Here is a 26,418-nt window from a genome sequence, read left to right on the forward strand (position 1 = left end):
ATGCCCGACGCTTCTGACGACTACGTCGACCACCCGATCCGGTCCTACGTCCGGACAGGCGGTCGCGCCCGCCCGACCCATCGGCTGACGCCGGCGACGCTCCTGATCGGCCACACCAGCCCCGCCGCCACGGACTCGTCGGTGGGCCGTCAGGAGCGCGAGGTCCTCTCCCAGTGCCTCGGCGTGATCTCCATGGCCGAGATGGCCGTCCACCTCGGCCAGCCGGTCAGTGTCCTGGCCGTGATCGCCTCGGACATGATCGACGCCGGCCTGATCGGCGTACGCCCCGACAGCGACACCGCCGCCGGCCCCTCCCGCGAAACCCTCCAGAAGGTCCTGCATGCTCTCAACCACCTCTGACGGTAACCACGGCCGAAGCGGAGCCCGAAGCGATCAGCACTATCTGGCGCCGACGGTCGTCGAGTCGGTCAAGATCTTGGTGGTCGGCTCCTTCGGAGTCGGCAAGACCACGCTGATCGGCTCGGTCAGCGAGATCGAGCCGCTGCGCACGGAGGAGACGATCACCCAGGCCAGCGAGGGGATCGACGAGGTCGCCGCGACCCCGGAGAAGACGACGACCACGGTCGCGATGGACTTCGGCCGGATCACCCTGACCGACGAGATCGCGCTCTACCTGTTCGGCACCCCCGGGCAGCGCCGCTTCTGGGACCTGTGGTCCGGCCTCGCCGAGGGCGCCGCCGGTGCCCTGGTCCTGGTCGACACCCGCCGGCTGGCCGACTCCTTCGAGGTGCTGGACCAGCTCGAGACGCGTACGTCCCTGCCGTTCGTGGTCGCGATCAACCAGTTCCCCGGCGCGCCGAACTACGAGCCCGACCAGATCCGCACGGCGCTCGACCTCGATGACGAGACGCCGATCGTGGTGTGCAACGCCAAGAACCGCAACGCCTGCGTCCGAGCGCTCGCCGCGCTCGTGCGCCACGCCCTGAAGACGCACTGATCCCGACCCACGACCGAACAGGCACCATCGCCATGACTCCCACCCGCACCGTACGTCTCGCCGACCTCACCGACCTCGTCCAAGCCCCCGACACCGTCGGCCCGCAGGCGAGAGAGGTGCACCAACGGCTCCGGGCCGAGTGGGGTCCGGTCGCCCCGGGCGAGCTCTCCCCGGGCGTACGCCTCTGGTTCGCGATGGGCTACGCCGAGTTCAGCGAGGTCATCCGCAACGAGGAGGTCTTCTCCCGCAACGGCGACAACTGGAGCGCGGTGCAGGAGGGCAAGATCCTGCCGGACATGCCGATCTACCCCTTCGTGACCACCCGGCAGAACTCCTTCCACAACGACGGAGAGCTGCGCCGGCGGCTGCGCTCGCCGGTCGACCGGGCCCTCTCGCGGGTCGACGAGCACGGCTACGCCGCGCAGGTACGCGGTATCTGCAACGACCTCGTCGACGACATGCTCGAGCGCGGCGAGGCCGATCTGGTTCAGGAGTACGCCGTCCTGATCCCGCTGCTCTCGGTCGCCGCGATGTTCGGCATGGGCCACGAGGTCGGTGACTCGATGCGGAAGGCCGCCCACAAGGTCCTCGGTGGCGGCCAGCTCGCCCAGGAGGGGGTCATCGAGCTCGCCGTGGAGATCGTCGACCACATCGCCAAGCGCCGCCGGGACCCCCAGGACGACCTCACCTCGCACCTGATCGACGACCCCGGCCTGTGGGACGACAACGAGGTCATGGAGGCGATGATCGTGATGATCATCGCCGGCAACGAGCTGACCATCGCGACCATCACCCAGACCCTGCTGCTCATGCTCTCCGACGAGCGTTTCGCCGGCCGGCTGCGCGGCGGCCGCCTCGACGTCGACCAGGCGATCGAGGAGGTCATGTGGCGCGACCCACCGTGCTACAACATCACCCCGCGGTTCGCGCTGCGCGACGTCGAGCTCGGCGGTCAGCTGATCCGCAAGGGCGACGCCGTGGTGCCGTGCATCGCGGCGGCCAACGCCGACCCGCTGATGACCGGCGGCGACCCGTGGCTGGAGATCGGCAACCGCGCCCACATGTCGTGGAGCGCCGGCCCGCACTCCTGCCCCGCCCAGCGGCCGGGCACGATCATCGTGCAGGCGGCCGTACGCACCGTCCTGGAGCGCCTCCCCGAGGTCTCCCTCGCGGTGCCGGCCGACCAGGTCGAGCGCAACACCGACTCGCTCTCCTACCGCTACCCGACGTCGATGCCGGTGACGTTCGTCCGCACGCTGACCTGATCGATCGCTACGCGAGCGAGACCAGGTCGGCGTACTCCTCGTTCCACAGGTCCTCGACACCGTCGGGGAGGATGAGCACCTTGTCGGGCTCCAGCGCGTGCACGGCGCCCTCGTCGTGGGTGACCAGCACGATCGCGCCCTCGTAGCGGCGGATCGCGTTGAGCACCTCCTCCCGGGAGGCCGGGTCGAGGTTGTTGGTGGGCTCGTCGAGCAGGAGCACGTTGGCCGCGGAGACGACCAGGGAGGCCAGGGCCAGCCGGGTCTTCTCGCCGCCGGAGAGCACCCCGGCCGGCTTGTGCACGTCGTCGCCGCTGAAGAGGAACGCACCCAGCACGGTTCGCGCCTCGGTGTCGGTGAGCTGCGGCGCCGCGGACTGCATGTTCTGCAGCACCGACCGCTTGGTGTCGAGGGTTTCGTGCTCCTGGGCGTAGTAGCCGACCTTGAGCCCGTGACCCGGTACGACCTGCCCGGTGTCGGGCTGGTCGACGCCGGCCAGGATGCGCAGCATCGTCGTCTTGCCGGCGCCGTTGAGCCCGAGGATGACCACGCGGGTGCCGCGGTCGATGGCGAGGTCGACGGCGGTGAAGACCTCGAGCGCACCGTAGGACTTCGACAGGTCGTTGGCGGTGAGCGGGGTCTTGCCGGACGGCGCGGGTGAGGGGAACTTGATCGCGGCGACCTTCTCCTGCTGCCGCTCCCCTTCGACGCCGGCCATGATCTTCTCGGCGCGCTTGAGCATGCTCTGCGCGGCGGTCGCCTTGGTGGCCTTGGCGCGCATCTTGTTGGCCTGGTCGGTGAGCGTCTTGGCCTTGTTCTGCGCGTTCATCAGCTCGCGCTTGCGCCGGGCCTCGTCGGTCTCGCGCTGGGTCAGGTACTGCTTCCACGGCATGTTGTAGATGTCGATCACCTCGCGGTTGCCGTCGAGGTGGAAGACCTTGTTGACCGTCTGGGCGAGCAGGTCGTTGTCGTGGGAGATCACGATGAAGCCGCCCTTGTAGGACTTCATCCAGTCGCGCAGCCAGATGATCGAATCGGCATCGAGGTGGTTGGTCGGCTCGTCGAGGATCAGCACCTCGGCGGACGAGAACAGGATGCGCGCCAGCTCCACCCGGCGTCGTTGACCACCGGAGAGCGTCTTGAGCGGCTGGGTCATGATCCGGTCGGGGATGCCGAGCGACTGGGCGATCTGCAGGGCCTCGGTCTCGGCGGCGTAGCCACCGCCCGCGTCGAGCTCGTCGTGGGCGCGCTGGTAGCGCTTCATCGCCTTCTCGCGCACCTTCGGATCCTCGGAGCCCATCTCCTCCTCGGCGATCCGCATGCGGCGTACGGCATCGTCGATCCCGCGCGCGGACAGGATCCGGTCCTTGGCGATCACCTCGGGATCGCCGACCCGCGGGTCCTGGGGCAGATAGCCGATCTCACCGGTGTTGGACACCGTTCCGGAGGCAGGCAGGTGGTCGCCGGCGAGCACCTTCGTCAGGGTCGTCTTCCCAGCGCCGTTGCGGCCTACGAGCCCGACCTTGTCGCCGGGTCCGACTCGGAATGTGACGTTATCCATCAAAAGTCTGGCGCCGACGCGGACTTCTAGGTCATGGGCAGTGATCATCTCCGTCACTAGTGTATGGGCGAGGCACTCGGCCTCACACATCACCACCTCCAGGGGGACAAGATGCGGTTCAACCCGAAGGCCAGACTCGACACCAGCCGGACCTCCGGCGGCGGTGGCGGTGGCGGGTTCGGCGGCGGAGGTGGCGGCCGGATCCCGATCCCCGGCGGCAAGGCCAGCGGTGGCATCGGCACGGTCATCGTGCTGCTGCTCTTCTTCCTCATCACCCAGTGCACCGGCGTCGGACCGCAGGTCCTCGGCGACAGCGGAGGCTCCACATCCGTCGGCACCGGCACCTTCGGCGGCATGCAGGCGGCCGACGGCGGCGAGACCGGCGACTTCGGCTCGTGCCGGACCGGCGAAGACGCCAACAACGACGAGAACTGCGCGTTCGTAGCGCTGGAGAACTCGATGACCGGCTACTGGGACTCTCAGCGCGACCTCGCCGGCCGGTTCCAGCCCGAGCAGTCGGTCCACATCTTCACCGACCAGGTCCAGACCGGCGGCTGCGGCTCCGCGTCGAGCTCCGTCGGGCCGTTCTACTGCCCGGCCGACCAGACCATCTACCTCGATCCGACCTTCTTCGACTCCATCTTCGAGCAGCTCGGCGGGCAGGACACCACCTTCGTACGCGCCTACGTACTCGCCCACGAGTACGGCCACCACATCCAGAACCTGCTCGGCACCATGGGCCAGGTGCGCACCCAGCAGGGCCCCGACTCCGACGCGGTACGCCTCGAGCTGCAGGCCGACTGCTACGCCGGCATGTGGACCGCCGCCGCGGAAGGTGACGGGTTCATCGTCGACATCTCCGACCAGGACATCACCGAGGGCATCGACGCCGCCAAGACCGTCGGCGACGACCACATCCAGTCCCGCACGACCGGCCGCGTGGACACCTCCTCGTTCACCCACGGCTCCTCCGAGCAGCGGATCGCCTGGTTCCGGAAGGGCATGACCACCCCCGACTCGATCGCCGGCTGCGACACCTTCAAGGCTCGGGATCTGGACAACCCGTAGGCCCGGGCAGGGATACCCGGTTAACCGGGTATCCCTGCACTTCTCGGGCATTGCAACACCTGAGAAGTGCAGGCATTGCCTGAGCGGTGTTGCGGATGTGACACCTGAGACTGCGGCGAGCTCACATCTCGAGCAGCGCCTCCACCAGCGGAGCCTGCTTCTGCAGGGTCCGCAGGTGGGGCGCGACCGCGGGGTGGCGGAACTTCGCGAGCAGCGGTCCCTCCCCCGGCTTGATCCGACTCAGTGCCCACTCGGCGCGGCTCAGCGCGGTGTAGACGGCGCTGATCTGCGCCCCGAGGGTCACCTCGTCGCGCGTCGCGATGCCGGCGGGCAGCCCCAGGACGTACGCCTCCAGCAGCGGCTCGAACGACTCCCGGGCATGCAGCAGGTAGAGCCCGAGGTCGCCACCGACGGGGCCGTGCCCGAGGCTCGACCAGTCGATCGCGATCAGCCGCTCGCCATCGTCGGTGCGGCCGAGGAGGTTCTGCGGCGCCGGGTCGCCGTGCTGGGCGACCTGGGGCAGCTCGTCGAGGAGGTTGGTGAAGCGCCCGCGCCGCTCCCAGAGGGTGTGGGCGATGTCCGCGGCGGTCGTACGCATCATGGTCGGCCAGCCGCCGTTGTACTCCACCCGCGCGATCCGGTCGCGGAACTGGTCGCGCGCCAGCCAGCGCGCCTCGCCCAGGTCTGCGCCTGCGAAGCGGCCCATCGAGAGCGCCGCGAAGAGACCGGAGTTGGCGGCGTCCTCGACCCACTCGGTGGTCAGGGTGATGCCCTCCGCGTCCTCGGCGACGCTCGTACGCGCGCCGATCATGCCGGGAGTGTCGTCGATGAGCCCCGAGGTGGCAACGTCGGCCGCCCGCCGCCAGTAGGCGAAATGGCGTCGGCGGCTCAGCTCGGCCGGATCGTACGACCCCGGCTGCCCGAGCCGCTTGACCACGACCGGCTCCTGCTCCTCGCCCACAGCGGTGCGCCAGACCCCCAGCGTGGAGGGTCCGGTGCCGCCGGGAAGGACGAGCCACCCTGGGTCGGGCTGCCACATGCTTGCCAAAGTAGCGCATCTTCGCAGGTCGCAACGGCACTCACCGCCGGGATGCGACGACGGGATGCTGAGTTTGATCCTGGGGCCGATATGGTTGAGCCGATGTCCGAGACTGACTACTGCGAGCTGTGTGACCTGCCGAAGTCACAGTGCATCCATGGGCGGCCCCCGGCCCCGCCCGCTCCGGCTCCAGTGAAGAAGCCGACAACCCGGGTGCGCAAGACCACGACGAGCTCGACGGCCGCCGCGCCGAAGGTCGTCACCAAGTCCGCTCCCCGCAAGTGGACCCCGCCTGCCGCCTTCGCGCCGCTCATCCTCGAGATCCTCGAGAACGCGGGCGGCTCGATGTCCGCCGACGCTGTCCTCGACGAGCTCGAGAGCCAGCTGGCCGACAGCCTTCTCCCGGGCGACTTCGAGACCACCCCGGAAGGCGAGCTCCGCTGGCGCTACGCGGCGCGACGCGCCCGCCAGACACTCCTGACCGACGGCTCGATGGTCAAGGGTTCGCCGGGAGTCTGGCAGCTCCCCTGACGCTGAGGCGTCAGCTGTCCGCGTTGAGGACCTCGATACGCACCTTCTGGGCGTCCTCGATCGCCTGATCGAGCACCGCGCGGTTGGGGTCCTGAACGGCCAGCCACGGTCCGGTCACCGTGAGCGCTTGAAGCCGCCGGTCCCCGAGTACGTCGTCGACACCGCCGTGGTCGCCGCCGGTGACGAGCGGGCCTCGTAGCCCGTCGAGGATCCGGGCGGCGTGCTCGGCCGCCGCCTCGTACGCAGCACTGGCCTGGTTGGCGCGGCGCCGGGCGAAGCGCTGCTGGCTCCAACCGCCCGCCTTGGTCTTCCCCTGGACGTGCCGCCGCCCGATCTTGTGGTCGACGATCTCGCCGCCGCTCATCCGGGCGATCGCGAAGCCGCCCTTGCGCACCAGCAGGAGGCCCCAGTCCTGCGGGGCCGCCGAGGCGGCGATGAACGCCTCGACCTCGGCCGGCCCGGCGTACGTCTTCTCGAACGGCAGCGCCGCGATGAATGACGAGCTGTCGGCCGCGGCACCGGTCAGCGCTCCGGAGTCGACCGCGAGCCGGGTCTCACCGTGGCGCGCGGCGAAGTTGTCGACCCAACGGTGGATCCGAGCGACCGGGACGGCGACGTTGGGCATGTCCGTACGCTACCGGTCCAGGCCACGCAGCAGCCGAGGCGGCGCGATCTGGCGATAGGCGTCCTCGCAGATCTCGGCGACCTCGCCCCAGTCGACGTCACGGTCGAGCCGCATCCCGACCCAGCCGCGCCCACCGACGTAGGGAGGCACGAAGAACCGCTCGGGGTCATCACCGACGACCTCGGCCTGCACCCCCGCCGCGGCAGCCGCCCACAGATGCGGCTCGTCGCGCCCGTGATGCCCCTGCGGCCACAGCATCACGAACTGCTTCTTCACGAAGAAGCCGGGCGACCCGTGGGTCACCCGCTCAGCGCTCTCCGGGAACCCGAGGCAGATCTCCCGCACCCTCTCGGTCAGCTCGGTCGGTGTCATGCACCCATCATCCGACTTCTCGGATGACTTCGCTCGATCACTCAGGCTTCGGCCACACGAGCTCGAAGCGCTCCAGGACGACTGGCATGTCCAGGGCGAAGCCACGGTCGTGGCCGGCCTCCTCGGTGAAGAAGCGCTCGTGGACCTCGCGCCAGTGCTCGAGAGAGCCGTCGCCCTCACCCTCGGCCCGGGCGTGCTCGGCGGAGACCTCGTCGAACGGCACCACGTCGACCGCGGTCGTCACGACGAGGGCGCGCGGGTGGCCGTCGCCGTCGAGGACGATGCCGAGGGTGCCGACGGTCGGGATGGGCTCCTCGGCGGCCTCGTAGTCCCACATCGCGGAGGCGGTCGCGGTCTTCGCACCCTCGAGGACGAGCTCGAGAAGCTCGTTGGACTGCTCCGGCGTACCTCCGAAGGCCCAGGCCGGCGGCTGCAGCGCCTCCAGCGGCGATGCCCCGAAGTAGCCCGGAGCGGCGCTGAGGTGGGCGTGGTGCTTCACGTCCTCCCAGAACGCGGCGACGTCAGCCTCCTGCTGGGAGTCGGACACAGGGGCATCAGGCTCAGGGATCGCGGCGTCACTCATAGGCGACACTCAACCACAGTTGGCGCTACCCGTGCCGGGACTCCACGGAGGTACGCGGCGTGGCTGATCGCGCGGTCACCAGACGGGCCTCGACGCGCCAGCCGAGGCCGGCGTAGAGGGGCTCACCCAGCTCGCTGGCGACGAGAAGGCCATGGACCGCACCGGTCTCCCGGGCCGCCGCGACTAGCAGGCTCATCACCGCGCCGCCGAGACCGCGGCGTCGGTGGTCGGGGTCGGTCTGAACGCGGTCGGCGACGGCGTCGGCGCCGATGACGGCGATCCGCCCGCTGGCCGCGACGGTCTCGCCTGCCCTGACCGTCACCGTGATGACGCCGCCGTCGCGCTCCGCCTCGGCACGATAGCCCTCCGGGACAGCCCGGGACCCGTGGTCGGCGAGGAGTATCGACATCAGCGCCTCGTCGCCATCGTTGGCGGCCAGTCCGGCCTCGGCGAACCACGGACGTACGCCCGCGGGCGAGTCGGTCACCACCGACAACCACGCCTCGGGCGTGGCCCGGGCGGTGTCGACGAGCCCGGCGAGCGTGTCCGCGTCGTCGGTCGCCACCCACTCGACCCGGCGCCCGGTCTCCCCCACCTCGACGCGTACGCCTCCAGGCACCGCGGCGGGGCGCGGGAAGCCGCGTGCGTAGGCCCAGCCGCGGGCCCACCGGGAGACCAGGTCCGCAAGGTCGACGGCTTCCAGGGCAGCGGCGGCGAGCGCGGTCTGGCGACCGCGGTACCACTCCCCCAGCACCGTCGCGACCAGCACGGCCCCGGCCAGGCCGAACGCCAGCGGGTCGAGGGTGAACAGCCCGATCACCGCGATCCCCACAGCGGCGATGTACCCGAACCAGATCCGACCAGGAGCCTCCACGTCCGCGGAGCCTACCCGGGTCAGCCGAGACGCTCCCGCAACGTCGCCAGCCCCGGCCCGTCGAGATCGGTCAGCGCGACCGACCGCCCGGAGAGCGCCATCGCGAGGGCCTCGCTGGGGCCGGCGACCTCCGCGCCCGGCCCGTCGGCCGGGGTCCAGGACCAGTCCTGGTCGGTCGCACGCAGGGCTAGCCCGTCGAGCCGCCCGGCCGGGACCACCCCGAGCGAGGCCTGCTTGGTCGGCAGCCAGTCGAGCACCGCGCGCCAGTCCTCGAGCGGGACGTCGGTCTCGAGACCGAGCGGCCGGGCACAGTCACGCAGATGGATGCAGTGGTCGGTGAACTGCCCCATCGGACCGACCCCGGGCGCCGGCACCCGCTTGGTGGCGTACGTCCTCAGCAGCCCGGTCAGCTCGGCGACCGGCCGTCGCGCCTGCTCCTCGGCGATCGCGGCGGCGGCCCGGTCGATGGAGCCTCGGGCCAGCAGCGTGCGCCACAGCAGCCGCCCGATCCCGACCGAGAACGGCATCGCGCTGTGACCCAGCACCTCCCGCACCGTCCAGGCCGAGCAGAGGCTCTGGGTCTCCAGCTGGGACTCGTCGAGACCGTCGAAGAAGTCGGCGAGCAGGCGGCGGTTGGCTGCGGTGCGGGCGGCTACGTCCATGCCTCCATCGTGTCAGGCCGCAGCCTCCGCGACAGGCTCCACGACCGGCTTCGTCCCGGCGTACACGTCCCGGTCGATCTCATCCACGCCGTGTGCGACCAGCAGGGCGACCATGGTGTCTCCGTTCACGTTGAGGAACGTACGCAGGATGCCGGTGAACCAGTCCACGGCGATGAGCAGCCCGGCGGCCTCGATGGGCAGGTCCAGGGACGTGGCCAGGAAGATGGCGACGACCGGGAACCCGCCGGGCACCGTGATCGTGCCGATGTTGAGCAGCACCGCCAGTGCCATCCCGAGCGCGATGTCGCCCGGGGAGAGCGAGACGCCGGAGGCCTGGGCGAGGAAGAGCACCACGATCGTGTAGTTGAGCACCGCGCCGCACGAGCCCATCGTCATCCCCAGGCAAAGGGTGAAGTCCGCGACCCGCTTCGAGATCCCGAACTTCTCGACCGCGTTCTTCAGCACCGTCGGGAAGGTGACCGCCGACGAAGTCGTGGTGATCGCCACGACGGTCTGCTCGGCGAGCTTCGCGGGCAGGCGCAGCGGGTTGAGCCGAGTGACGGCGACGACCACGACGACGTAGAGCGCGGAGATGATCACGACGCCGGCAAGGGTCGCGCCCAGGTAGGCGAGCGCGGTGGTGACGACCGCGAAGCCGACGCGGCCGGCGAGGTCGGCGAGGAGGCAGAAGACGCCGATAGGCGCCAGGAACATGACGTACCTGATCATCAGCAGGACGATCGCCTGGATCTGCTCGAAGAAGGTGAGCACGACGGTCGGGCCGTTCATCGCGGTGTAGCGGTTGAGCGCGAGGCCGAAGATCAGGGCGAAGACGATGATCGGCACCATCGCGCCGGTGGCCATCGCCTCGACCACGTTGGTGGAGACGAAGCTCGTCACCGTCTGCTGCCACCCGACCGCGGTCGCCGCGGCCGAGTCGGTCAGGGTCGGGTCGAGCTCGCCGTCATAGCGCATCCCCGAGCCCGGCTGGATCAGCTCCGCCAGCCCCCAGCCGACGAAGGCGGCGACCACCGCGAACCCCAGCATCCAGCCGAAGGTCGCCCCGGCCAGCCTGCCGGCGCCCGCCCCCGTCATCGTGCCCGTCGCGACGATCACCGACGAGGCGACCAGCGGGACGATCGCCATCTGGATCAGCCGGATGAAGATGTCACCGACGAACTTGAGGTTCGCCGCCCACTCCCCCACCACCAGGCCGAAGACGATGCCGGCGACCGCGCCGACGAGGATCAGGACGGCCGGGGACTTCAAGACCTTCATCGGGTCTCCTAAGCGTCGGGGACGTGGCTCCCCGGACGCTAACGAGGCCGCGTACGCCGCCGGTTAAGCCGTCGTCACCGGCACGTTTCCCGCGACAAACCAGTGGTCCCGGCTGGGGCGGGGTGAATACCATTGATGTCATGCGCGAGACCACGATCTGCAAGCACCTGGGCCGACCGGTCCAGGACGTGGAGTTTGCGCGCTCGGAGCCGCAACGAACGTAGGTGCTCACCGCATCCACCAGGGCCGCTCCGATCGAATCGGAAGCGGCCCTTTCTCATGTCCAGCAGCATCACCAGGAGGTGAACGAGATGGAGATCATCACACTCTTCGGAGAGGGCAACAGCTCGAAGACCTACGAGCTGACGCTGAAGCACCCGACTCCCCGGACCGACGAGTGGGCCTGCGTGGGCGAGGACCCGGAGCTCTTTCATCCCGAGGACCTCACCCAGCTCGCCGAGGCGCAGCAGGTCTGCGCCGAGTGCCCGATGCGGCAGACCTGCCTCGAACTCGGGACCGCCCGGAGGGAGTGGGGAGTCTGGGGCGGTGTGCTCCTGGAGAGCGGCAAACCTCGGGACACTCCCAGAACTCCAGGACGGAAGCCCTACAAGCGCAGCCAGGAAGCTATCGCGAGGGCTAGAAGCGTCGCCTGAAATGACGTGGGAGTCCTGAGGTCACCCAGTGACCTCAGGACTCCACGTCGGGCGAAACCCTCAGACGTTGAACCCGAGCGCGCGCAGCATCTCGCGGCCGTCGGGGGTGATCTTGTCCGGGCCCCACGGCGGCATCCAGACCCAGTTGATGTGGACGTCATTGACCATGCCCTCCAGGGCCTGCGAGGTCTGGTCCTGGATGACGTCGGTCAGCGGGCAGGCGGCAGAGGTCAGCGTCATGTCGATGACCACGTTGGACTGGTCCTCGATGTGCAGGCCGTAGATCAGGCCCAGGTCGACGACGTTGATGCCGAGCTCGGGGTCGACGACGTCCTTCATCGCCTCTTCGACGTCCTCGATCTTCAGGCTCGCGCCCTCGACCGTGGACGTACGCATCCCCTGCCACTCCGGGGCCTCGTGACCGTGGCCATGGCCGTGGCCCGAGTGGTCATGACCGGAGTGGTCGTGACCCGCATGGTCGTGACCCGCGTGGTCGTGACCCGCATGATCGTGCTCAGTGTGGTCGGTCTCAGTCATCAGTTCTCCTCAGCGAGCGTCTTGGCGGTGGCGTCTTTCCAGGCCATCCACGACAGCAGCGCGCACTTGATCCGGGCGGGGAACTTGGCGACGCCGGCGAAGGCGATGCCGTCCTCCAGAATGTCCTCGTCGGGCTCCACCTGGCCCTTGCCCTGCATCAGTCGCAGGAACTCCTCGTGGATGACCATCGCCTCATCGACCGTCTTGCCGACGACCAGGTCGCTGAGCACGGAGGCCGACGCCTGCGAGATGGAGCAGCCGAGGGCGTCGTAGGAGATGTCCTCGATCTTGCCGCCGTCGACGTGCACCCGGAGGGTGATCTCGTCGCCGCAGGTCGGGTTGACGTGGTGAACCTCCGCCTCGAACGGGTCGCGAAGACCCTTTCCGTGCGGGTTCTTGTAATGGTCCAGGATGATCTCCTGGTACATGCTCTCGAGGTTCGCGGCAGTCATCACTTGTCCAACTTGAAGAACGTGCGTACGTATTCCAACCCCTCGACCAGCGCGTCGATCTCGGCGGGCGTGGTGTAGAGGTAGGACGACATCCGGTTGGAGGCCTGGACGCCGAACCGCTGGTGAGCCGGCTTGGCGCAGTGGTGCCCGGCGCGGATGGCGACGCCCTTGGAGTCGAGCACCTGGGCCACGTCGTGCGGGTGCACCCCGTCGAGCTCGAAGGCGATCGCGCCGCCGCGCTTGGCCGCGTCGGCCGGGCCGAGCACGGTCACGCCCGGGACGGTCGCGAGGCGCTCCAGCGCGTAGGCCGTGATCGCCTGCTCGTGGGCGTGGACGTTCTCCATGCCGAGGTGCATGAGGTATTCCAGCGCCGCACCGAGACCCACGGCCTCGGCGATCGGCGGGGTGCCGGCCTCGAACTTGTGCGGGATCGGCGCGTAGGTCGACTTCTCCATCGACACCGTCGCGATCATCTCCCCACCACCGAGGAACGGCGGCAACGCCTCGAGCGCGGCACGCCGGCCCCACAGCACGCCGATGCCGGTCGGGCCGACGACCTTGTGGCCGGTGAAGGCGAGGAAGTCGGGACGCTCCTCTTCGGCCATGCCGGCCAGGTCGATCGGCAGCACCGGGGCGGCCTGGGCGGCGTCGACGACGACCAGCGCACCGACCTCGTGGGCCTTGCGGGCGATCTCGGCGATGGGGTTGATCGTGCCGAGCATGTTGGAGACCCAGGTCAGCGCGACGATCTTGGTCGCCGGCGTGATCAGCTCGTCGATGTTCGACAGGTCGAGCTCACCGGAGTCGGTGAGTCCGAACCACTTCAACGTCGCACCTGCGCGCTGCGTGGCGAGCTGCCACGGAACGATGTTGGAGTGGTGCTCCATCTCGGTGGTCACGACCACGTCGCCGGCGGCCAGCGGCACGGTGTTGGCGACCAGGTTGAGCGCCTCGGAGGCGTTCTTGGTGAAGATCACCTCGTCGCGCTCGGGCGCGCCGAGGAAGCGCGCGACGGTGTCGCGCGCCCCCTCGAACGCCTCGGTGGCCTCGGCACCCAGGTGGTGCATCGCCCGAGCGATGTTGGCGTTGTGCCGCTCCAGATGGTCGACCATCGTGTCGATCACGATCTGCGGCTTCTGCGAGGTGTTGGCGCTGTCGAGGTAGACCAGCGGGGTCTCGCCGCCGTCGAAGGTGCGCTCCAGGATCGGGAAGTCCTTACGGACCAGATCCAGGTCGGGCAGCAGACCCTTCATGTCAGACCCCTGCCGAGACGTACTTCTCGTAGCCGTTGGCCTCCAGCTCCTCGGCCAGGTCCGGCCCACCCGACTCCGCGATCCGGCCGGCCACGAAGACGTGCACGTGGTCAGGCTTGATGTAGCGCAGGATGCGGGTGTAGTGGGTGATCAGCAGGACCGACTTGCCATCGCGGGCGCGGAAGTCGTTGATCCCTTCGGAGACGACCTTGAGCGCGTCGATGTCGAGGCCGGAGTCGATCTCGTCGAGCAGCGCGAACGCCGGGTCGAGGATGTCGAGCTGGGCGATCTCGTGACGCTTCTTCTCGCCGCCGGAGAAGCCCTCGTTGACCGAACGCTGCGAGAAGGTCGGGTCCAGGTGCATCTTGTTCATCGCACCGTTGACGTCCTTGACCCACGTACGCAGCTTGGGGGCCTCGCCGTCCAGCGCGGTCTTCGCGGTGCGCAGGAAGTTGGCCACGCTCACGCCGGGGACCTCGACGGGGTACTGCATCGCCAGGAAGAGACCGGCCTTGGCGCGCTCGTCGACCGACATCTCCAGGACGTCCTCACCGTCGAGGGTGACGGTGCCGCCGGTGATGGTGTACTTCGGGTGGCCGGCGATCGAGTAGGCAAGCGTCGACTTGCCCGAGCCGTTGGGGCCCATGATCGCGTGGGTCTCGCCGGAGTTGATCGTCAGGGTCACGCCCTTGAGGATCTCCTTGGCACCGTCCTCGGTGTTGACCGAGACCGTGAGGTCCTTGATCTCAAGCGTGCTCATGCGGTTGCGTCCTTCTCGATAAGGGTGTTGATGTTCTTGGCGAGCTCGGCCTCGACCGTGCTGGTCAGCTTCTCCTCGAGCTCGGGGACACCGATCTGACGGATCAGGTCGTTGAAGAAGCCGTGCACGACCAGGCGCTTGGCCTCGGTCTCGGAGATGCCGCGGCTCTGCAGGTAGAAGAGCTGCTCGTCGTCGAAACGGCCGATCGCCGACGCGTGACCCGCGCCCTCGATCTCGCCGGTCTCGATCTCCAGGTTGGGCACGGAGTCGGCCCAGGCACCGTCGGTGAGGATGAGGTTGCGGTTCTCCTCGTACGTCTCGATGCCCTCGGCCTCCTTGCGGATCAGCACGTTGCCGATCCAGACCGCGTGGGCCTTCTCGCCCTGCAGCGCGCCCTTGTAGACCACGTGGGACTTGGTCTTCGGGGCCGTGTGGTCGACGAAGAGACGGTGCTCGATGTGCTGACCGGCGTCGGCGAAGTAGAGGCCGAGCGACTCCACGGAGCCGCCGGGGCCGGAGTACTCCGCCGAGAAGTCGTGGCGCACCACGTCGCCGCCGAAGCTCACCGAGACGTGCTTGAGGTTGGCGTCGCGGCCGACCTTGGCGTGCTGGGTGGAGAGGTGGACGGCGTCGTCGGCCCAGTCCTGGACGGAGACGACGGTGAGGTCGGCGCCGTCCTCGACGACGATCTCGATGTTGTCGGCCACGACGGCAGAGCCCTCGAAGACCAGCACGACGGTCGCCTTGGCGAACTTCTCCGCCACGATGACCGCATGACCGGCGCCGGCGGTCTCCGAGCCGGTGCCGTGATGGCGGATCACGGTCGCGCCCTCGACGACGGTGTCGGTCGGGATCCGCACGAGGGTCGCCCCGGTGCTGGCCGCCCAGGCCCGCGCCGAGACGCGGTCGGTCGGAACCAGGCCCGAGCTGCCGCGTACCTCATCGTCGGCAGCCACGGTCTCGACGGTCACGCCAGAGGCCGCCTCGACCTCCACCTTGGTAGCACCGTCGGCAAACGGAGCGTCGTTGTGGATGCCCTTGAGGCGCTTGAGCGGGGTGAACCGCCAGATCTCCTCGCGACCCTTCGGCACCTCGTGCGCCTCGACGTCGAAAGAGCCTTCGGGGTGGAGGTGGGACTCGACCTTGTCGAGCTCCAGAGCCTCCTGTACAGCTGCGGTCATCAGCCGACCGCTCCTTCCATCTGCAGTTCGATCAGGCGGTTGAGCTCGAGGGCGTACTCCATCGGGAGCTCCTTGGCGATCGGCTCGACGAAGCCGCGCACGATCATCGCCATCGCCTCGTCCTCGGCCATGCCGCGGGACATCAGGTAGAACAGCTGGTCGTCGGAGACCTTCGAGACCGAGGCCTCGTGACCCATGGAGACGTCGTCCTCGCGGATGTCGACGTAGGGGTAGGTGTCCGAGCGGGAGATCTGGTCGACCAGGAGCGCGTCGCACAGCACGTTGGACTTGGAGCCGTGAGCGCCCTCGTTGATCTGGATCAGGCCGCGGTAGGACGTGCGGCCACCGCCACGCGCAACGCTCTTCGACAGGATGGACGAGGAGGTGTTCGGGGCGGCGTGCACCATCTTGGCGCCCGCGTCCTGGTGCTGGCCCTCGCCGGCGAAGGCGATGGAGAGCGTCTCGCCCTTGGCGTGCTCACCCATCAGGTAGACCGCCGGGTACTTCATGGTCACCTTGGAGCCGATGTTGCCGTCGACCCACTCCATGGTCGCGCCCTCTTCGCAGACGGCGCGCTTGGTGACCAGGTTGTAGACGTTGTTCGACCAGTTCTGGATGGTCGTGTAGCGAACGCGGGCGTTCTTCTTCACGATGATCTCGACGACCGCGGAGTGCAACGAGTCGGACTGGTAGATCGGCGCGGTGCAGCCCTCGACGTAGTGAACGTAGGAGCCCTCGTCGGCGATGATCAGGGTGCGCTCGAACTGGCCCATGTTCTCGGTGTTGATCCGGAAGTAGGCCTGCAGCGGGATGTCGACGTGGACACCCTTGGGCACGTAGATGAAGGAGCCACCCGACCACACGGCGGTGTTCAGCGCGGCGAACTTGTTGTCGCCGACCGGGATCACCGTGCCGAAGTACTCCTGGAAGATCTCCGGGTGCTCCTTGAGCGCGGTGTCGGTGTCGAGGAAGAGCACGCCCTGGGCCTCGAGGTCCTCGCGGATCGAGTGGTAGACGACCTCCGACTCGTACTGCGCGGCGACACCGGCGACCAGGCGCTGCTTCTCCGCCTCCGGGATGCCGAGTCGGTCGTAGGTGTTCTTGATGTCCTCGGGCAGGTCCTCCCACGAGGTGGCCTGCTTCTCCGACGAACGCACGAAGTACTTGATGTTGTCGAAGTCGATGTCCGAGAGGTCGGAGCCCCAAGTGGGCATCGGCTTGCGGCCGAAGAGCTTGAGGCCCTTCAGGCGCAGGTCGAGCATCCACTGCGGCTCAGACTTCTTACCGGAGATGTCGCGGACGATGGCGTCGTTGAGACCGCGCTGTGCCGCGGCACCGGCGACGTCCGAGTCGGACCAGCCGAACTCGTACTTGCCGATGCCCTTCAGCTCGGGGTTGAGCTCCTCGATGGAGGTCATGTCGTGACCTGCTCCTTCTTCTTCGAAACTTCGCCGGGACCGGAGGATCCAGGAGGGATGTGCGTCGTGCAGACTCCGTCGCCGTGGGCGATGGTGGCCAAGCGTTGTACGTGGGTGCCGAGCAGCTTCGCGATCGCCTCTGTCTCCGCCTCGCAGAGCTCGGGGAACTCCTGGGCGACGTGGGCGACCGGGCAGTGCTGCTGGCACAGCTGCTCACCTGCGTCGTGGCCATTGATCAGCGGCAGCTCCCTGACGGAGGCCGCATAGCCGTTGGCCGTGAACACATTTGCGAGCACCTGAGCGGGGCTGAGGTCCGTCTCGCTGGCGGCGATCCGGTCCAGTCCCTGCTTGATGAACGCCGCGCGGCGCTCCGCGAATTCCCGCACGGCCTCCTCGCCGGCCACCTCGGAGAGGAACCGCAGCGCCTCGACCGCCAGGTCGTCGTACTTCTTTTCGAAGCCGTCCCTACCCTGGTCGGTGAGCGCGAAGAGCTTGGCCGGGCGGCCCCGCCCACGCGTGGATGCGGTGCGCGGCTCACGCTGCTCCACCGCCTCCTCCTCGGCCAGGGCGTCCAAGTGGCGCCTGACCGCGGCCGGCGTGAGATCGAGCCGCTTGGCCAGCGTCGCAGCCGTCTGCGGACCGTCGACGAGCAGCGAGCGAGCGACCCGCTGGCGGGTGCTCTCCTCGTTGGTCTCTGCGGGGTGCAGAGTGCTCTCGTCGAATTTCACAACACCATTGTGACGTTATTCCCCCAGGCGATTCAACGAAGGCAACCCTTACTTGCCCACGCGGCGCCGCCAACGTGTCGTACGTCACGACCGCATCCCGATCAGCAGCGAATCACTGGTCAGCCTGTCGGCATCCCGTCAAGGGTTGGGGAGGCGAGGGCGGCGACGCCGATGTAGACGGCGTCGGGCGGCAGCCAGCGGGTGCCGCGGTCCGAACGCAGGACCGCGCGACCGCGTTCGAGGTCGAAGACACCGACCCTGGTGCGGCCGCCGAAGCGTACGACCGCCACCTCGCCGCGCTTGGGTCGGCGGGGGTTGATCATCAGGTCGGAGCCCGGCGGAAGGCCGCGAGACGTGAGGTGGGCGCCGACAAGACGGTAGACCTGCGTCCCCTCTTCCGACGCAGGCGCCGATGATCGCTTGACGGGCGCGGGCAACGCATGAGGAGCGATGTCGAACGGCAGCGGTACGTCGCGCCGGGACGCGCCGCCAGTCGATCTCATGTTCGAAAGCGTACCGGTCGACAACGGCACACGGAACCGACCTGGAATCGGGGATTCGCCCGGGCGCCCTGCTCTCCCTGCGCCGGTCCGAGAGAATGTGGCCCATGACCGCCAATGACCCCACGGACTGGGAAACCGCGTACGTCCGCGGCACGACCGGCTGGGACCTCGGCGCTCCCCTGGCATACATCGAGGAGGACGCGGCGCTGTTCGGGGAGCCCGGCACCGCCTTCGCGCCAGGTGCCGGCCGGGGACACGACGCGGCGGGGTTGGCGGCTGCCGGATGGCGTACGGCGGTTGTCGACGTCTCCCCCACGGCAGCCGCCCACGCAGCAGAGCATTATCCGGATCTCACCTACATGGTCGGCGACGCATTCGACGTCGACGTCGTCCTGGCCGCGACCGGCGGGCCGGTCGACCTGATGTGGGACCACACCTTCTTCTGCGCACTGCCGCCCGCCTGGCGCGGCCGCATCGGCGACCTGGCCCGCGCGGTCGTACGCCCCGGCGGCCGAGTCGCGTCGGGGGTCTTCCCGATCGACCGGCCGAGCGAGGAGCCGGGCCCGCCATGGACGTACGTCCCTGAGGACATGACCCGCGCGCTCGGCTCCGACTTCGACCTGGTCCACCTCTCCGAGCCGCGCCGGCTGAACCCGCGACTCCCGTGGAGCCACCGCCTCGGGATCTGGCAGCGCCGCTGAACCCGCCAGCAGATACCAGCGGCCGCTCGGTCTCAGGCCAGGCGGGCGGGGAAGCCGCCGGTGGCGACCGGGCCCCAGCGCTTCGGGGTGATCCGGAGGAGGGACTTGCCCTGGTCGACCATCGCCTGGCGGTATTCGTCCCAGTCGGAGTGCTCCCCGGAGATGTTGCGGAAGTAGGTAACGAACGCGTCCAGCGCTTCCCCACCGCTCGCCGCGTCGAGGACCTCGGTCTCGCCGTCGACCTGGACCCAGGCGCCGTTCCACTCCTCGGAGAGGACCATCACGCTCACCTGCGGGCGGATGCGGGCGTTGCGGGTCTTGGCCCGTTCGGGGTAGGTCGCGATCACGATCCGCCCGTCGTCGTCGACGCCGCCGGTGACCGGCGAGAGCTGCGGGGACCCGTCGGCTCTGCTGGTCACCAGGATCATCTGGTGGCGGGGACGTACGAACTCCAGGAGTCCCTCGAGATCAACGGTCGTGTTCGTCGCGATCGTGCGTGCCATGGTCTCCAGCCTGCCAGGTGAACCCGTCCGGGTCGGTGAAGGCCTCGCTGCCGCCGCTCAGGACGATTCCGTACGCAGCGGCCGGGTCGACCGCGACACCGGTCTCCTTCTCCAGGGCACGCAGGGGGTAGATCGCGAGCTGGACTGCACCGGGAGCTGCCTCGAACTCGGCGTACTTGCCTCCGAAGCTCCGCTTCACGCCGAGCCCGCGCTCGGCGTAGAACCGCTTGCTCGCCTTGACGTCGGCGACGCCGAGGAGCAGGACGATGTCGTCGATCTCGCGGGTGGCCGGGCCGCTGTCCTTCTTCGCCGAGGTGGCGATCTTCCAGATCGAGCCGTCGGGGACCTGGACGATGCCGCCGTAGCCCCAGAACGACTTCTCGACCGGCTTGAGGGAGGTGGCGCCAGCGGTGAGCGCGGAGTCGACGAGGCTGTCGACCGTCGAGGGCTGGCCGACGACCAGGGAGATCGTGAACGGCCGGCCGGTGCCGGTGCCCGGGCCCTGGCGTACGGAGATCTGGTCGGTCAGCCCGAAGGCCTTCTCGTAGAACGCCTGGGCGTCCGTGGGGTCTGCTGCGTCGAGGGTGATGGTCTGAAGAGTGAACATGTCTTGACCTTAGGAATCCGGGGGCCCTGGGGGCTTCTCGATTCCTGACCGCCTTGCCTGTTGATCTCCTGAGCAGAAATTGTGTCTGAGACACCGCGTCATAGGCCTGGGGGCATCGCGTCTCATCCCCGCGTTGGCCGTCCTTCGGTGGGAGTTGGGCGGCCAACGTCCTTACAGGCACCTAAGAATCCATGGGATCGCACCTACGCGATTGGGCCGGTGGCGTGCGCCTTCTTAGACTGCCGCCGTGGACTCTTCCGTCGCCAGGCCTGCTGTCGAGGTACGCGACCTGCGCATGACCTATGGCGACAAGACGGCCGTCGACGGACTCTCGCTGAGCGTCGCGGAGGGTTCGATCACGGCCGTGCTCGGCCCCAACGGTGCCGGCAAGACGACCACGCTCGAGACCTGCGAGGGCTACCGCAAGCCTCAGCAGGGGACGGTACGCGTCCTCGGGCTCGATCCCATCGCCGACCGCAAGCAGCTGCTCCCCCGGATCGGGGTGATGCTGCAGGGGCAGGGCGCCTGGAGCGGCGTACGCGCCATGGAGATGTTGCGCCACATCGCGCGGCTGCACGCGCATCCGCTCGACGTCGACTACCTCGCCGAGCGCCTGGGACTGGGCGAGTGCGGTCGCACCCCCTACCGGCGGCTCTCCGGTGGGCAGCAGCAGCGGCTCGGGCTGGCGATGGCGCTGGTGGGCCGTCCGGAGCTGGTGTTCGTGGACGAGCCGACGGCGGGCATGGACCCGCAGGGGCGGCGTACGACCTGGGAGCTGCTGCGCGAGCTGCGCGCCGACGGCGTCACCGTCGTGCTGACCACCCACTACCTGGAGGAGGCCGAGGAATTGGCCGACCAGGTGCACATCATCGACCGCGGCCGGATGATCGCCTCGGGCAGTCCGCTCGAGCTCACCAGGGGCGGCGCGACCGCCACTGTCAGGCTGGTCGTGACCAAACCGTTCCCGCCCGGTGCCCGCGAGTCCCTGCGCAAGGCGCTCGGTGAGGACACCGAGGTCATCCTGCTCGACGAGCGCTCGATGCGGGTCACCGGCAAGGCCGACCCGACCACGCTCTCCAAGGTGAGCCGCTGGTGCGAGGAGAACGACGTCCTCCCGGAGTCGCTGACCCTGGGTCGCAGGAGCCTCGAGGACGTCTTCCTCGATCTCACCGGAGGGCTCCATCTCACCGAGGGGGTCGAGCATGTCTGAGGTTGCCACGGGGACCTTCACCCCTCGGCCCGGCGGCGCACCGATCACGCGGCAGGTGATCGCCCAGGCGCTGATGGAGGCCAAGCTGATGCTCCGCAACGGCGAGCAGCTCCTCCTCGCCGTCGTCATCCCGGTGATGGTGCTGATCGGCGGCGTCACCGCAGGCAACGCGATCGACCTCGACCTCGGCACTGACCAGCCGCTGGTCGACCTCCTCACCCCGGGCGTCCTCGCCCTGGCGATCATGTCGACCTCGTTCACGAGCCTCGCGATCGCGACCGGGTTCGAGCGGCGCTACGGCGTGATCAAGCGCCTCGGCGCCTCACCGCTCCCCCGGATCGGCCTGCTCGCCGGCAAGGTGCTCGCGCTCGGCTGCGTACAGCTCGTGCAGCTCTTCGTCATCGGTGGCGTCGGCCAGATCCTCGGCTGGACCCCCGCCGCAGGGTTCGGCACCGTCCTCGCCTTCTTCCTCGCCATCGCGATGGGCACGCTGGCCTTCGCCTCGCTCGGGCTCTTCGTCGCCGGCGTGCTGCGCGCCGAGGCGACCCTGGCCGCGGCCAACCTCATCTACCTGCTTCTGCTGGCCGGCGGCGCCGTGGTGCTGCCGCTGACGGCCTACGGCGCCTACGGCGACGTCGCTCGCTGGCTCCCCTCTGGCGCTTTGGGCGAGGCAGTGCGCACCGCCTTCCTCGACGGCGTCCCGGCCTGGCGAGACCTCGGCGTACTCCTGATCTGGGCCGTTCTCGGCTCCACCCTCACAGCTAGGACCTTCAAGTGGGAATGACGACCACCGAACCCTCCACCGGCCCGGCTCCCTCGGCCAAGGACAAGGTCCTCGGCTGGCTCCGTGCCCATGCGTTCGGTCTGGCCATCGCCAACCTCATCGCCAACATCGGGATCGTGGTGACCGGTGCAGTGGTCCGGTTGACGGGTTCCGGCCTCGGCTGCCCCACGTGGCCCAAGTGCACCGAGGAGTCCTACGTGGCTCACGAGGCCCTCGGGATCAACGGCGTCATCGAGTTCGGCAACCGGCTGCTGACCTACGTCCTCGCCGCGATCGCGATCACGGTCGTCATCGCGGTGTGGAGGCGCCGCGGAGTCGTACGCAACCTCGCGATCGTCATCGCCCTCGGCGTCCCGTTCCAGGGCGTTATCGGCGGGATCACGGTGCTCACCGACCTCAACCCGTATGTCGTCGCCCTCCACCTGCTGCTGTCGATGGCGATGGTCGGACTGTGCGTCTGGCTCCTCGACGAGATCCGTTCGCCGGAGCGTGAGGAGGCTGCGCGGAGCGTGCGCATCGCCTCCGTCGTCACGCTGGTCGTCGGCTGGCTCACACTCTGGCTCGGCACGGTCGTGACCGGCTCCGGCCCCCACTCCGGCGACCTCGAGTCCCGCCGTACCGGCCTCGACCCAGCGCTGATGTCCCACATCCACGCCTACGCCGTCTACGCGCTGATCGCCGCGACCCTGGTCACGCTGTGGCTGGGCCGCAAGAACGCGTACGTCCGCCGGGTCACCATCGTTCTGCTGGTCATCGAGCTCGCCCAGGGCCTGATCGGCTGGGTCCAGTACCTCACCGACCTCCCCGTCCTCCTCGTCGGCTTCCACATGCTCGGCGCCGCCCTAGTCTCCGCCGGCCTCGCCCGCGTCCTCGTCTCCACCCGCGCTCACTCCGCCTGACGCACCCTCGTCGAGGCGTCACCCCGGTCGGCCGAGAAGTCGCTCCCGCAGGCCGAGGCGTCACGCGCGTCGGTCGAGAAGTCGCTCCTGCAGACCGAGACGTCAGGTGCGTCGCTCGAGTGGGCAGCGTGCTGCCGGCTCGGCCGACGTAGCTGACGCCTCGGCCGACGCGGGTGACGCTTCGGCGGGAGGCGATCAGCCGATGAGCGGGTCGACCGCGAGGGCGACGAAGAGCAGGCTCAGGTAGAGGTTGCTGCTGTGGAAGAGCTGCATCGGGCGGATCTTGGCGAGGTCCTCGGTGCCCTTGGCACGAGCGTGCAGCTGGTGGGCCTGGACGAGGAAGACGGCGCCGAGGGCGACGGCGGCAACCGGGTAGAGCCAGCCGGTGGAGGCGAGGGGCCACATCAGCAGCGAGGTGGCGACCATGACCCAGGAGTACGCCACGATCTGGCCGCCCACGTGACGGGCGGACTTGACCACCGGCAGCATCGGCACGTCGACCTGCGCGTAGTCCTCGCGGTAGCGCAGCGCCAGGGCCCAGGTGTGCGGCGGGGTCCAGAAGAAGACGACCATGAACAGGATCAGCGGCTCCCAGTTCACCGAGTTGGTGACCGCGGTCCAGCCGATCAGGGTCGGGAAGCAGCCTGCGATGCCGCCCCAGACGATGTTCTGCGTGGTGCGCCGCTTGAGCAGCATCGTGTAGACGAAGACGTAGAAGGCGTTGGCGGCCAGCGACAGGCCCGCGGAGAGCCAGTTCACGAAGAGGCCGAGCACGACCACCGAGAGCACCGCGAGGATCGACCCGAAGATCAGGGCCGCCCGCGGGGTGACCACGTGCCGCGGCAGAGCCCGGCGCCGCGTACGCCTCATCTGCTCGTCGATGTCGCGGTCGTAGACGCAGTTGAAGACCGAGGCCGAACCGGCCGAGAAGATCCCGCCGACGACCGTGGCCGCGACCAGGCCGACGCCCGGGACACCCTGGGCGGCGAAGAACATCACCGGCACGGTGGTGAGCAGCAGCAGCTCGATCACGCGGGGCTTCGTCAAGGAGACGTACGCCGAGATGACATCGCGCATTGACGCGCGGTCGCTACGCTGGTCGAGGTCGGGGACCGGCTGTTCGACGTGCGTCACTGAGAAGATCCTTCTCGATCGGGTTGAGGCTTCACATGCGGCTCATACAGGCAGTTCACAGCATGCGGCTCGCAGTCTAACCCGGGGCGTGAGTAGGCTCGGATTCGGCAGCCCCCACGGCCAGCCCAAGAACTTCCCAAGTGGACTCTACGAATTTGAAAAGGCACCTCGTGAGCACCAAACCTGTACTCGAGTGGACCGATCTGGACAGCAAGGCCGTGGACACCGTCCGCGTACTCGCCATGGACTCCGTGCAGAAGGTCGGCAACGGCCACCCTGGCACCGCGATGAGCCTGGCTCCGGCTGCCTATCTGCTCTTCCAGAAGGTGATGAAGCACAACCCGGCCGACACCGACTGGCTCGGTCGTGACCGGTTCGTGCTCTCCGTCGGCCACTCCAGCGTCACCCTCTACATCCAGCTCTACCTCGGCGGCTTTGGTCTCGAGCTCGGCGACCTGGAGAGCCTGCGCACCTGGGGCTCGCTGACCCCGGGTCACCCCGAGCGCGGCCACACCCGCGGCGTGGAGGTGACCACCGGCCCGCTCGGCCAGGGTGTCGCCAACGCCGTCGGCATCGCGATGGCCCAGCGCCGACTGCGCGGCCTGCTCGACCCGGACACACCGGTCGACCAGCCGAGCCCGTTCGATCACAAGACGTACGTCCTGGCCGGCGACGGCGACCTGCAGGAGGGCGTCAGCAGCGAGGCGAGCTCGATCGCCGGCACGCAGAAACTCGGCAACCTCACGATGATCTACGACGCCAACCGGATCTCGATCGAGGGTGACACCAACGTCGCCTTCACCGAGGACGTCGCCGCTCGCTACCGGGCCTACGGCTGGCACGTCCAGGAGGTCGACTGGACCCATGACGGCACGGGCTACCAGGAGGACGTACCGGCGCTGTTCGACGCGATCAACGCCGCCGGCGAGGTCACCGACCAGCCGTCGCTGATCGTGCTGCGCACCGTCATCGCTTGGCCCGCCCCGAACGCGCAGAACACCGAGGCCGCTCACGGTTCCGCACTCGGCACCGAGGAGGTCGCAGCGACCAAGGAGATCCTGGGCTTCGACCCGGCCAAGTCCTTCGACGTCGACCCCGAGGTGCTCGCCCACACCCGCCAGCTCATCGAGCGCGGCGAGAAGGCCGAGGAGGCCTGGCGCGCCGAGGAGGCAGCCTGGGCCGAGGCCAACCCCGAGGGCGCCAAGCTGCTCGAGCGGATGCGGGCCGGGGAGCTTCCCGCCGACATCGCCGACGCGCTGCCGTTCTTCGAGGCCGACGCCAAGGGCATCGCCACGCGTGCCGCCTCCGGCAAGGTCATCAACGCGCTGGCCCCGGTTCTGCCGGAGCTGTGGGGTGGCTCGGCCGACCTCGCCGGCTCCAACAACACCACCATCTCCGGTGCGCCCAGCTTCGTCCCGGAGGACCGCTCCACCCACGAGTGGAAGGGCGACCCCTACGCCGGCCGCGTGCTCCACTTCGGCATCCGCGAGCACGCCATGGGCGCGATCCTCAACGGCATCGTGGCCCACTCGCCGACCAAGGCCTTCGGTGGCACGTTCTTCCAGTTCTCCGACTACATGCGAGGCGCCGTACGCGTCGGGGCGCTGTCCAAGCTGCCGGTGATCCACGTCTGGACCCACGACTCCGTCGGTCTGGGCGAGGACGGCCCGACCCACCAGCCGGTCGAGCACCTCGCCGCGGTCCGGGCGATCCCGGGTCTCGACGTGGTCCGCCCCGCCGACGCCAACGAGACCGCCGCCGCGTGGCTCGAGGTGCTCAAGCACCACGACCGCCCCTCGGCGCTCATCCTGACCCGTCAGGCGCTGCCGACCTTCCCCCGCGGGAAGGACGGCTACGCCGACACCAGCGGCGTGGCGAAGGGTGGCTACGTACTCCTCGACTCCCCCACCGGGACCGTCGACGTGGTGCTGCTCGGCACCGGCTCCGAGGTGCAGTACGCAGTCGCCGCCCGCGAGGAGCTGGCGAAGGAGGGCATCGGTGCCCGCGTCGTCTCGCTGCCGTGCCTGGAGTGGTTCGAGGGCCAGGACCAGGACTACCGCGACTCGGTGATCCCGCCCAGCGTCAAGGCGCGCGTCAGCGTCGAGGCCGGCGTGAAGCAGGGCTGGCGGGAGTACGTCGGCGACGTCGGCCGGATCGTCTCGCTCGAGCACTTCGGCGCCTCGGCGTCCGGAGCGCTGCTGTTCAAGGAGTACGGCTTCACCCCCGAGGCGGTCGTCACGGCCGCCAAGGAGAGCCTCGCCGCCATCAACAAGGGAGCATGA

Annotated in this window: 30 protein-coding genes; 11 read left to right on the forward strand and 19 right to left on the reverse strand. The window is 69.0% G+C overall.

Annotation, left to right across the window (positions count from 1 at the left end; all coding sequences use genetic code 11):
- From ABTW65_RS05600 to ABTW65_RS05610, 3 genes are read left to right on the forward strand one after another with little or no spacing between them, the layout of a single operon-like run.
- A complete protein-coding gene (locus ABTW65_RS05600) occupies positions 1-360 on the forward strand; it encodes a DUF742 domain-containing protein (protein ID WP_350658958.1) in 360 nt (119 codons plus the stop codon).
- The gene (locus ABTW65_RS05605) at positions 341-958 is read left to right on the forward strand and encodes a GTP-binding protein (RefSeq protein ID WP_350658959.1); all 618 of its coding nucleotides are present in this window, start codon (positions 341-343) and stop codon (positions 956-958) included. The genes ABTW65_RS05600 and ABTW65_RS05605 overlap by 20 nt, the downstream gene beginning before the upstream one ends.
- Before the next feature lie 32 nt (positions 959-990).
- Positions 991-2,223 (forward strand): cytochrome P450 family protein, encoded by a 1,233-nt coding sequence (locus ABTW65_RS05610; RefSeq protein ID WP_350658960.1) that lies wholly within the window; start codon positions 991-993, stop codon positions 2,221-2,223.
- 7 nt (positions 2,224-2,230) lie between these two features.
- Here ABTW65_RS05610 and ABTW65_RS05615 read toward each other — a convergent pair whose 3' ends face one another.
- Positions 2,231-3,829, reverse strand: a complete 1,599-nt coding sequence (locus tag ABTW65_RS05615) for an ABC-F family ATP-binding cassette domain-containing protein (protein ID WP_350658962.1) — start codon at positions 3,827-3,829, stop codon at positions 2,231-2,233.
- Between the two features lie 63 nt (positions 3,830-3,892).
- Between ABTW65_RS05615 and ypfJ the strand changes: the two genes are divergently transcribed.
- Entirely contained in the window at positions 3,893-4,849 is a 957-nt protein-coding gene (gene ypfJ, locus ABTW65_RS05620) for a KPN_02809 family neutral zinc metallopeptidase (protein ID WP_350658963.1), read from the forward strand.
- Positions 4,850-4,970: 121 nt separating this feature from the next.
- Here ypfJ and ABTW65_RS05625 read toward each other — a convergent pair whose 3' ends face one another.
- On the reverse strand, positions 4,971-5,888 hold the full coding sequence (locus ABTW65_RS05625; protein ID WP_350658964.1) for a phosphotransferase: 918 nt from the start codon (positions 5,886-5,888) through the stop codon (positions 4,971-4,973).
- Between the two features lie 102 nt (positions 5,889-5,990).
- Between ABTW65_RS05625 and ABTW65_RS05630 the strand changes: the two genes are divergently transcribed.
- Complete coding sequence (locus ABTW65_RS05630) at positions 5,991-6,419, forward strand: hypothetical protein (RefSeq protein WP_350658965.1); 429 nt, start codon at positions 5,991-5,993, stop codon at positions 6,417-6,419.
- 10 nt (positions 6,420-6,429) lie between these two features.
- Here the strand turns inward: ABTW65_RS05630 and ABTW65_RS05635 are convergent, their stop codons facing one another.
- From ABTW65_RS05635 to ABTW65_RS05660, 6 genes are read right to left on the reverse strand one after another with little or no spacing between them, the layout of a single operon-like run.
- Positions 6,430-7,044, reverse strand: coding sequence for an acVLRF1 family peptidyl-tRNA hydrolase (locus tag ABTW65_RS05635; RefSeq protein ID WP_350658966.1), 615 nt, complete (start codon positions 7,042-7,044; stop codon positions 6,430-6,432).
- 9 nt (positions 7,045-7,053) lie between these two features.
- Complete coding sequence (locus ABTW65_RS05640; protein ID WP_350658967.1) at positions 7,054-7,416, reverse strand: MmcQ/YjbR family DNA-binding protein; 363 nt, start codon at positions 7,414-7,416, stop codon at positions 7,054-7,056.
- 37 nt (positions 7,417-7,453) lie between these two features.
- Positions 7,454-7,999 (reverse strand): ASCH domain-containing protein, encoded by a 546-nt coding sequence (locus ABTW65_RS05645; protein ID WP_350658968.1) that lies wholly within the window; start codon positions 7,997-7,999, stop codon positions 7,454-7,456.
- 25 nt (positions 8,000-8,024) lie between these two features.
- Positions 8,025-8,873 carry a GNAT family N-acetyltransferase gene (locus ABTW65_RS05650; protein ID WP_350658969.1) on the reverse strand — a complete coding sequence of 283 codons (849 nt, stop codon included), beginning with the start codon at positions 8,871-8,873 and terminating at the stop codon, positions 8,025-8,027.
- A gap of 20 nt (positions 8,874-8,893) precedes the next feature.
- Positions 8,894-9,535 carry a maleylpyruvate isomerase family mycothiol-dependent enzyme gene (locus ABTW65_RS05655; protein WP_350658970.1) on the reverse strand — a complete coding sequence of 214 codons (642 nt, stop codon included), beginning with the start codon at positions 9,533-9,535 and terminating at the stop codon, positions 8,894-8,896.
- 12 nt (positions 9,536-9,547) lie between these two features.
- On the reverse strand, positions 9,548-10,813 hold the full coding sequence (locus ABTW65_RS05660) for a dicarboxylate/amino acid:cation symporter (RefSeq protein ID WP_350658971.1): 1,266 nt from the start codon (positions 10,811-10,813) through the stop codon (positions 9,548-9,550).
- Between the two features lie 311 nt (positions 10,814-11,124).
- Here ABTW65_RS05660 and ABTW65_RS05665 point away from each other — a divergent pair, with 311 nt between their 5' ends.
- Positions 11,125-11,466 (forward strand): WhiB family transcriptional regulator, encoded by a 342-nt coding sequence (locus ABTW65_RS05665; protein WP_350658972.1) that lies wholly within the window; start codon positions 11,125-11,127, stop codon positions 11,464-11,466.
- A 60-nt stretch (positions 11,467-11,526) separates the two neighbouring features.
- Here ABTW65_RS05665 and ABTW65_RS05670 read toward each other — a convergent pair whose 3' ends face one another.
- The 8 genes from ABTW65_RS05670 to ABTW65_RS05705 all read right to left on the reverse strand — a co-directional run bounded on the left by ABTW65_RS05670 (position 11,527) and on the right by ABTW65_RS05705 (position 18,298).
- The gene (locus tag ABTW65_RS05670; protein ID WP_350659271.1) at positions 11,527-11,862 is read right to left on the reverse strand and encodes a metal-sulfur cluster assembly factor; all 336 of its coding nucleotides are present in this window, start codon (positions 11,860-11,862) and stop codon (positions 11,527-11,529) included.
- A gap of 140 nt (positions 11,863-12,002) precedes the next feature.
- Positions 12,003-12,455 (reverse strand): Fe-S cluster assembly sulfur transfer protein SufU, encoded by a 453-nt coding sequence (gene sufU / locus ABTW65_RS05675; protein ID WP_350658973.1) that lies wholly within the window; start codon positions 12,453-12,455, stop codon positions 12,003-12,005.
- Positions 12,455-13,708: a cysteine desulfurase gene (locus ABTW65_RS05680; protein WP_350658974.1), complete on the reverse strand. Its 1,254-nt coding sequence runs from the start codon at positions 13,706-13,708 to the stop codon at positions 12,455-12,457. Before ABTW65_RS05680 ends, sufU begins: the two co-directional genes overlap by 1 nt.
- A 1-nt stretch (position 13,709) precedes the next feature.
- Positions 13,710-14,468 carry a Fe-S cluster assembly ATPase SufC gene (gene sufC / locus ABTW65_RS05685; protein WP_350658975.1) on the reverse strand — a complete coding sequence of 253 codons (759 nt, stop codon included), beginning with the start codon at positions 14,466-14,468 and terminating at the stop codon, positions 13,710-13,712.
- The gene (gene sufD, locus ABTW65_RS05690) at positions 14,465-15,649 is read right to left on the reverse strand and encodes a Fe-S cluster assembly protein SufD (RefSeq protein WP_350658976.1); all 1,185 of its coding nucleotides are present in this window, start codon (positions 15,647-15,649) and stop codon (positions 14,465-14,467) included. The genes sufC and sufD overlap by 4 nt, the downstream gene beginning before the upstream one ends.
- Positions 15,649-17,067 (reverse strand): Fe-S cluster assembly protein SufB, encoded by a 1,419-nt coding sequence (sufB, locus tag ABTW65_RS05695; protein WP_091041037.1) that lies wholly within the window; start codon positions 17,065-17,067, stop codon positions 15,649-15,651. Before sufB ends, sufD begins: the two co-directional genes overlap by 1 nt.
- Positions 17,064-17,795: a helix-turn-helix transcriptional regulator gene (locus ABTW65_RS05700; RefSeq protein ID WP_350658977.1), complete on the reverse strand. Its 732-nt coding sequence runs from the start codon at positions 17,793-17,795 to the stop codon at positions 17,064-17,066. The genes sufB and ABTW65_RS05700 overlap by 4 nt, the downstream gene beginning before the upstream one ends.
- 119 nt (positions 17,796-17,914) lie before the next feature.
- A complete protein-coding gene (locus ABTW65_RS05705; protein ID WP_350658979.1) occupies positions 17,915-18,298 on the reverse strand; it encodes a hypothetical protein in 384 nt (127 codons plus the stop codon).
- Between the two features lie 104 nt (positions 18,299-18,402).
- Between ABTW65_RS05705 and ABTW65_RS05710 the strand changes: the two genes are divergently transcribed.
- The gene (locus ABTW65_RS05710) at positions 18,403-18,999 is read left to right on the forward strand and encodes a methyltransferase domain-containing protein (RefSeq protein WP_350658980.1); all 597 of its coding nucleotides are present in this window, start codon (positions 18,403-18,405) and stop codon (positions 18,997-18,999) included.
- Between the two features lie 32 nt (positions 19,000-19,031).
- On the opposite strand, the gene ABTW65_RS05715 is transcribed toward ABTW65_RS05710, so the two are convergent.
- A complete protein-coding gene (locus tag ABTW65_RS05715) occupies positions 19,032-19,502 on the reverse strand; it encodes a PPOX class F420-dependent oxidoreductase (protein ID WP_350658981.1) in 471 nt (156 codons plus the stop codon).
- On the reverse strand, positions 19,468-20,109 hold the full coding sequence (locus ABTW65_RS05720) for a glyoxalase (protein WP_350658982.1): 642 nt from the start codon (positions 20,107-20,109) through the stop codon (positions 19,468-19,470). The genes ABTW65_RS05715 and ABTW65_RS05720 overlap by 35 nt, the downstream gene beginning before the upstream one ends.
- 247 nt (positions 20,110-20,356) lie before the next feature.
- On the opposite strand from ABTW65_RS05720, the gene ABTW65_RS05725 reads away from it, so the two are divergent.
- The 3 genes from ABTW65_RS05725 to ABTW65_RS05735 are packed head-to-tail and all read left to right on the forward strand — an operon-like array spanning position 20,357 to position 23,002.
- Complete coding sequence (locus ABTW65_RS05725) at positions 20,357-21,319, forward strand: ABC transporter ATP-binding protein (protein WP_502890547.1); 963 nt, start codon at positions 20,357-20,359, stop codon at positions 21,317-21,319.
- Positions 21,312-22,103, forward strand: a complete 792-nt coding sequence (locus ABTW65_RS05730) for an ABC transporter permease (RefSeq protein WP_350658983.1) — start codon at positions 21,312-21,314, stop codon at positions 22,101-22,103. Before ABTW65_RS05725 ends, ABTW65_RS05730 begins: the two co-directional genes overlap by 8 nt.
- Entirely contained in the window at positions 22,100-23,002 is a 903-nt protein-coding gene (locus ABTW65_RS05735; protein WP_350658984.1) for a COX15/CtaA family protein, read from the forward strand. The genes ABTW65_RS05730 and ABTW65_RS05735 overlap by 4 nt, the downstream gene beginning before the upstream one ends.
- Positions 23,003-23,197: 195 nt before the next feature.
- Here the strand turns inward: ABTW65_RS05735 and ABTW65_RS05740 are convergent, their stop codons facing one another.
- Positions 23,198-24,136, reverse strand: coding sequence for a heme o synthase (locus ABTW65_RS05740; protein ID WP_350658985.1), 939 nt, complete (start codon positions 24,134-24,136; stop codon positions 23,198-23,200).
- Between the two features lie 170 nt (positions 24,137-24,306).
- Here ABTW65_RS05740 and tkt point away from each other — a divergent pair, with 170 nt between their 5' ends.
- A complete protein-coding gene (gene tkt, locus ABTW65_RS05745) occupies positions 24,307-26,418 on the forward strand; it encodes a transketolase (RefSeq protein ID WP_350658986.1) in 2,112 nt (703 codons plus the stop codon).

The organism is Nocardioides sp. NPDC127503 (assembly GCF_040302165.1).
Taxonomy (GTDB): domain Bacteria; phylum Actinomycetota; class Actinomycetes; order Propionibacteriales; family Nocardioidaceae; genus Nocardioides.

Coding starts and splice junctions, on each gene's coding strand:
- ABTW65_RS05600 (WP_350658958.1), top strand. CDS start 1: ATGCCCGACGCTTCTGACGACTACGTCGACCACCCGATCCGGTCCTAC.
- ABTW65_RS05605 (WP_350658959.1), top strand. CDS start 341: ATGCTCTCAACCACCTCTGACGGTAACCACGGCCGAAGCGGAGCCCGA.
- ABTW65_RS05610 (WP_350658960.1), top strand. CDS start 991: ATGACTCCCACCCGCACCGTACGTCTCGCCGACCTCACCGACCTCGTC.
- ABTW65_RS05615 (WP_350658962.1), bottom strand. CDS start 3,829: ATGATCACTGCCCATGACCTAGAAGTCCGCGTCGGCGCCAGACTTTTG.
- ypfJ (WP_350658963.1), top strand. CDS start 3,893: ATGCGGTTCAACCCGAAGGCCAGACTCGACACCAGCCGGACCTCCGGC.
- ABTW65_RS05625 (WP_350658964.1), bottom strand. CDS start 5,888: ATGTGGCAGCCCGACCCAGGGTGGCTCGTCCTTCCCGGCGGCACCGGA.
- ABTW65_RS05630 (WP_350658965.1), top strand. CDS start 5,991: ATGTCCGAGACTGACTACTGCGAGCTGTGTGACCTGCCGAAGTCACAG.
- ABTW65_RS05635 (WP_350658966.1), bottom strand. CDS start 7,044: ATGCCCAACGTCGCCGTCCCGGTCGCTCGGATCCACCGTTGGGTCGAC.
- ABTW65_RS05640 (WP_350658967.1), bottom strand. CDS start 7,416: ATGACACCGACCGAGCTGACCGAGAGGGTGCGGGAGATCTGCCTCGGG.
- ABTW65_RS05645 (WP_350658968.1), bottom strand. CDS start 7,999: ATGAGTGACGCCGCGATCCCTGAGCCTGATGCCCCTGTGTCCGACTCC.
- ABTW65_RS05655 (WP_350658970.1), bottom strand. CDS start 9,535: ATGGACGTAGCCGCCCGCACCGCAGCCAACCGCCGCCTGCTCGCCGAC.
- ABTW65_RS05660 (WP_350658971.1), bottom strand. CDS start 10,813: ATGAAGGTCTTGAAGTCCCCGGCCGTCCTGATCCTCGTCGGCGCGGTC.
- ABTW65_RS05665 (WP_350658972.1), top strand. CDS start 11,125: ATGGAGATCATCACACTCTTCGGAGAGGGCAACAGCTCGAAGACCTAC.
- ABTW65_RS05670 (WP_350659271.1), bottom strand. CDS start 11,862: ATGCGTACGTCCACGGTCGAGGGCGCGAGCCTGAAGATCGAGGACGTC.
- sufU (WP_350658973.1), bottom strand. CDS start 12,455: ATGACTGCCGCGAACCTCGAGAGCATGTACCAGGAGATCATCCTGGAC.
- ABTW65_RS05680 (WP_350658974.1), bottom strand. CDS start 13,708: ATGAAGGGTCTGCTGCCCGACCTGGATCTGGTCCGTAAGGACTTCCCG.
- sufC (WP_350658975.1), bottom strand. CDS start 14,468: ATGAGCACGCTTGAGATCAAGGACCTCACGGTCTCGGTCAACACCGAG.
- sufD (WP_350658976.1), bottom strand. CDS start 15,649: ATGACCGCAGCTGTACAGGAGGCTCTGGAGCTCGACAAGGTCGAGTCC.
- sufB (WP_091041037.1), bottom strand. CDS start 17,067: ATGACCTCCATCGAGGAGCTCAACCCCGAGCTGAAGGGCATCGGCAAG.
- ABTW65_RS05705 (WP_350658979.1), bottom strand. CDS start 18,298: ATGAGATCGACTGGCGGCGCGTCCCGGCGCGACGTACCGCTGCCGTTC.
- ABTW65_RS05710 (WP_350658980.1), top strand. CDS start 18,403: ATGACCGCCAATGACCCCACGGACTGGGAAACCGCGTACGTCCGCGGC.
- ABTW65_RS05715 (WP_350658981.1), bottom strand. CDS start 19,502: ATGGCACGCACGATCGCGACGAACACGACCGTTGATCTCGAGGGACTC.
- ABTW65_RS05720 (WP_350658982.1), bottom strand. CDS start 20,109: ATGTTCACTCTTCAGACCATCACCCTCGACGCAGCAGACCCCACGGAC.
- ABTW65_RS05730 (WP_350658983.1), top strand. CDS start 21,312: ATGTCTGAGGTTGCCACGGGGACCTTCACCCCTCGGCCCGGCGGCGCA.
- ABTW65_RS05735 (WP_350658984.1), top strand. CDS start 22,100: ATGACGACCACCGAACCCTCCACCGGCCCGGCTCCCTCGGCCAAGGAC.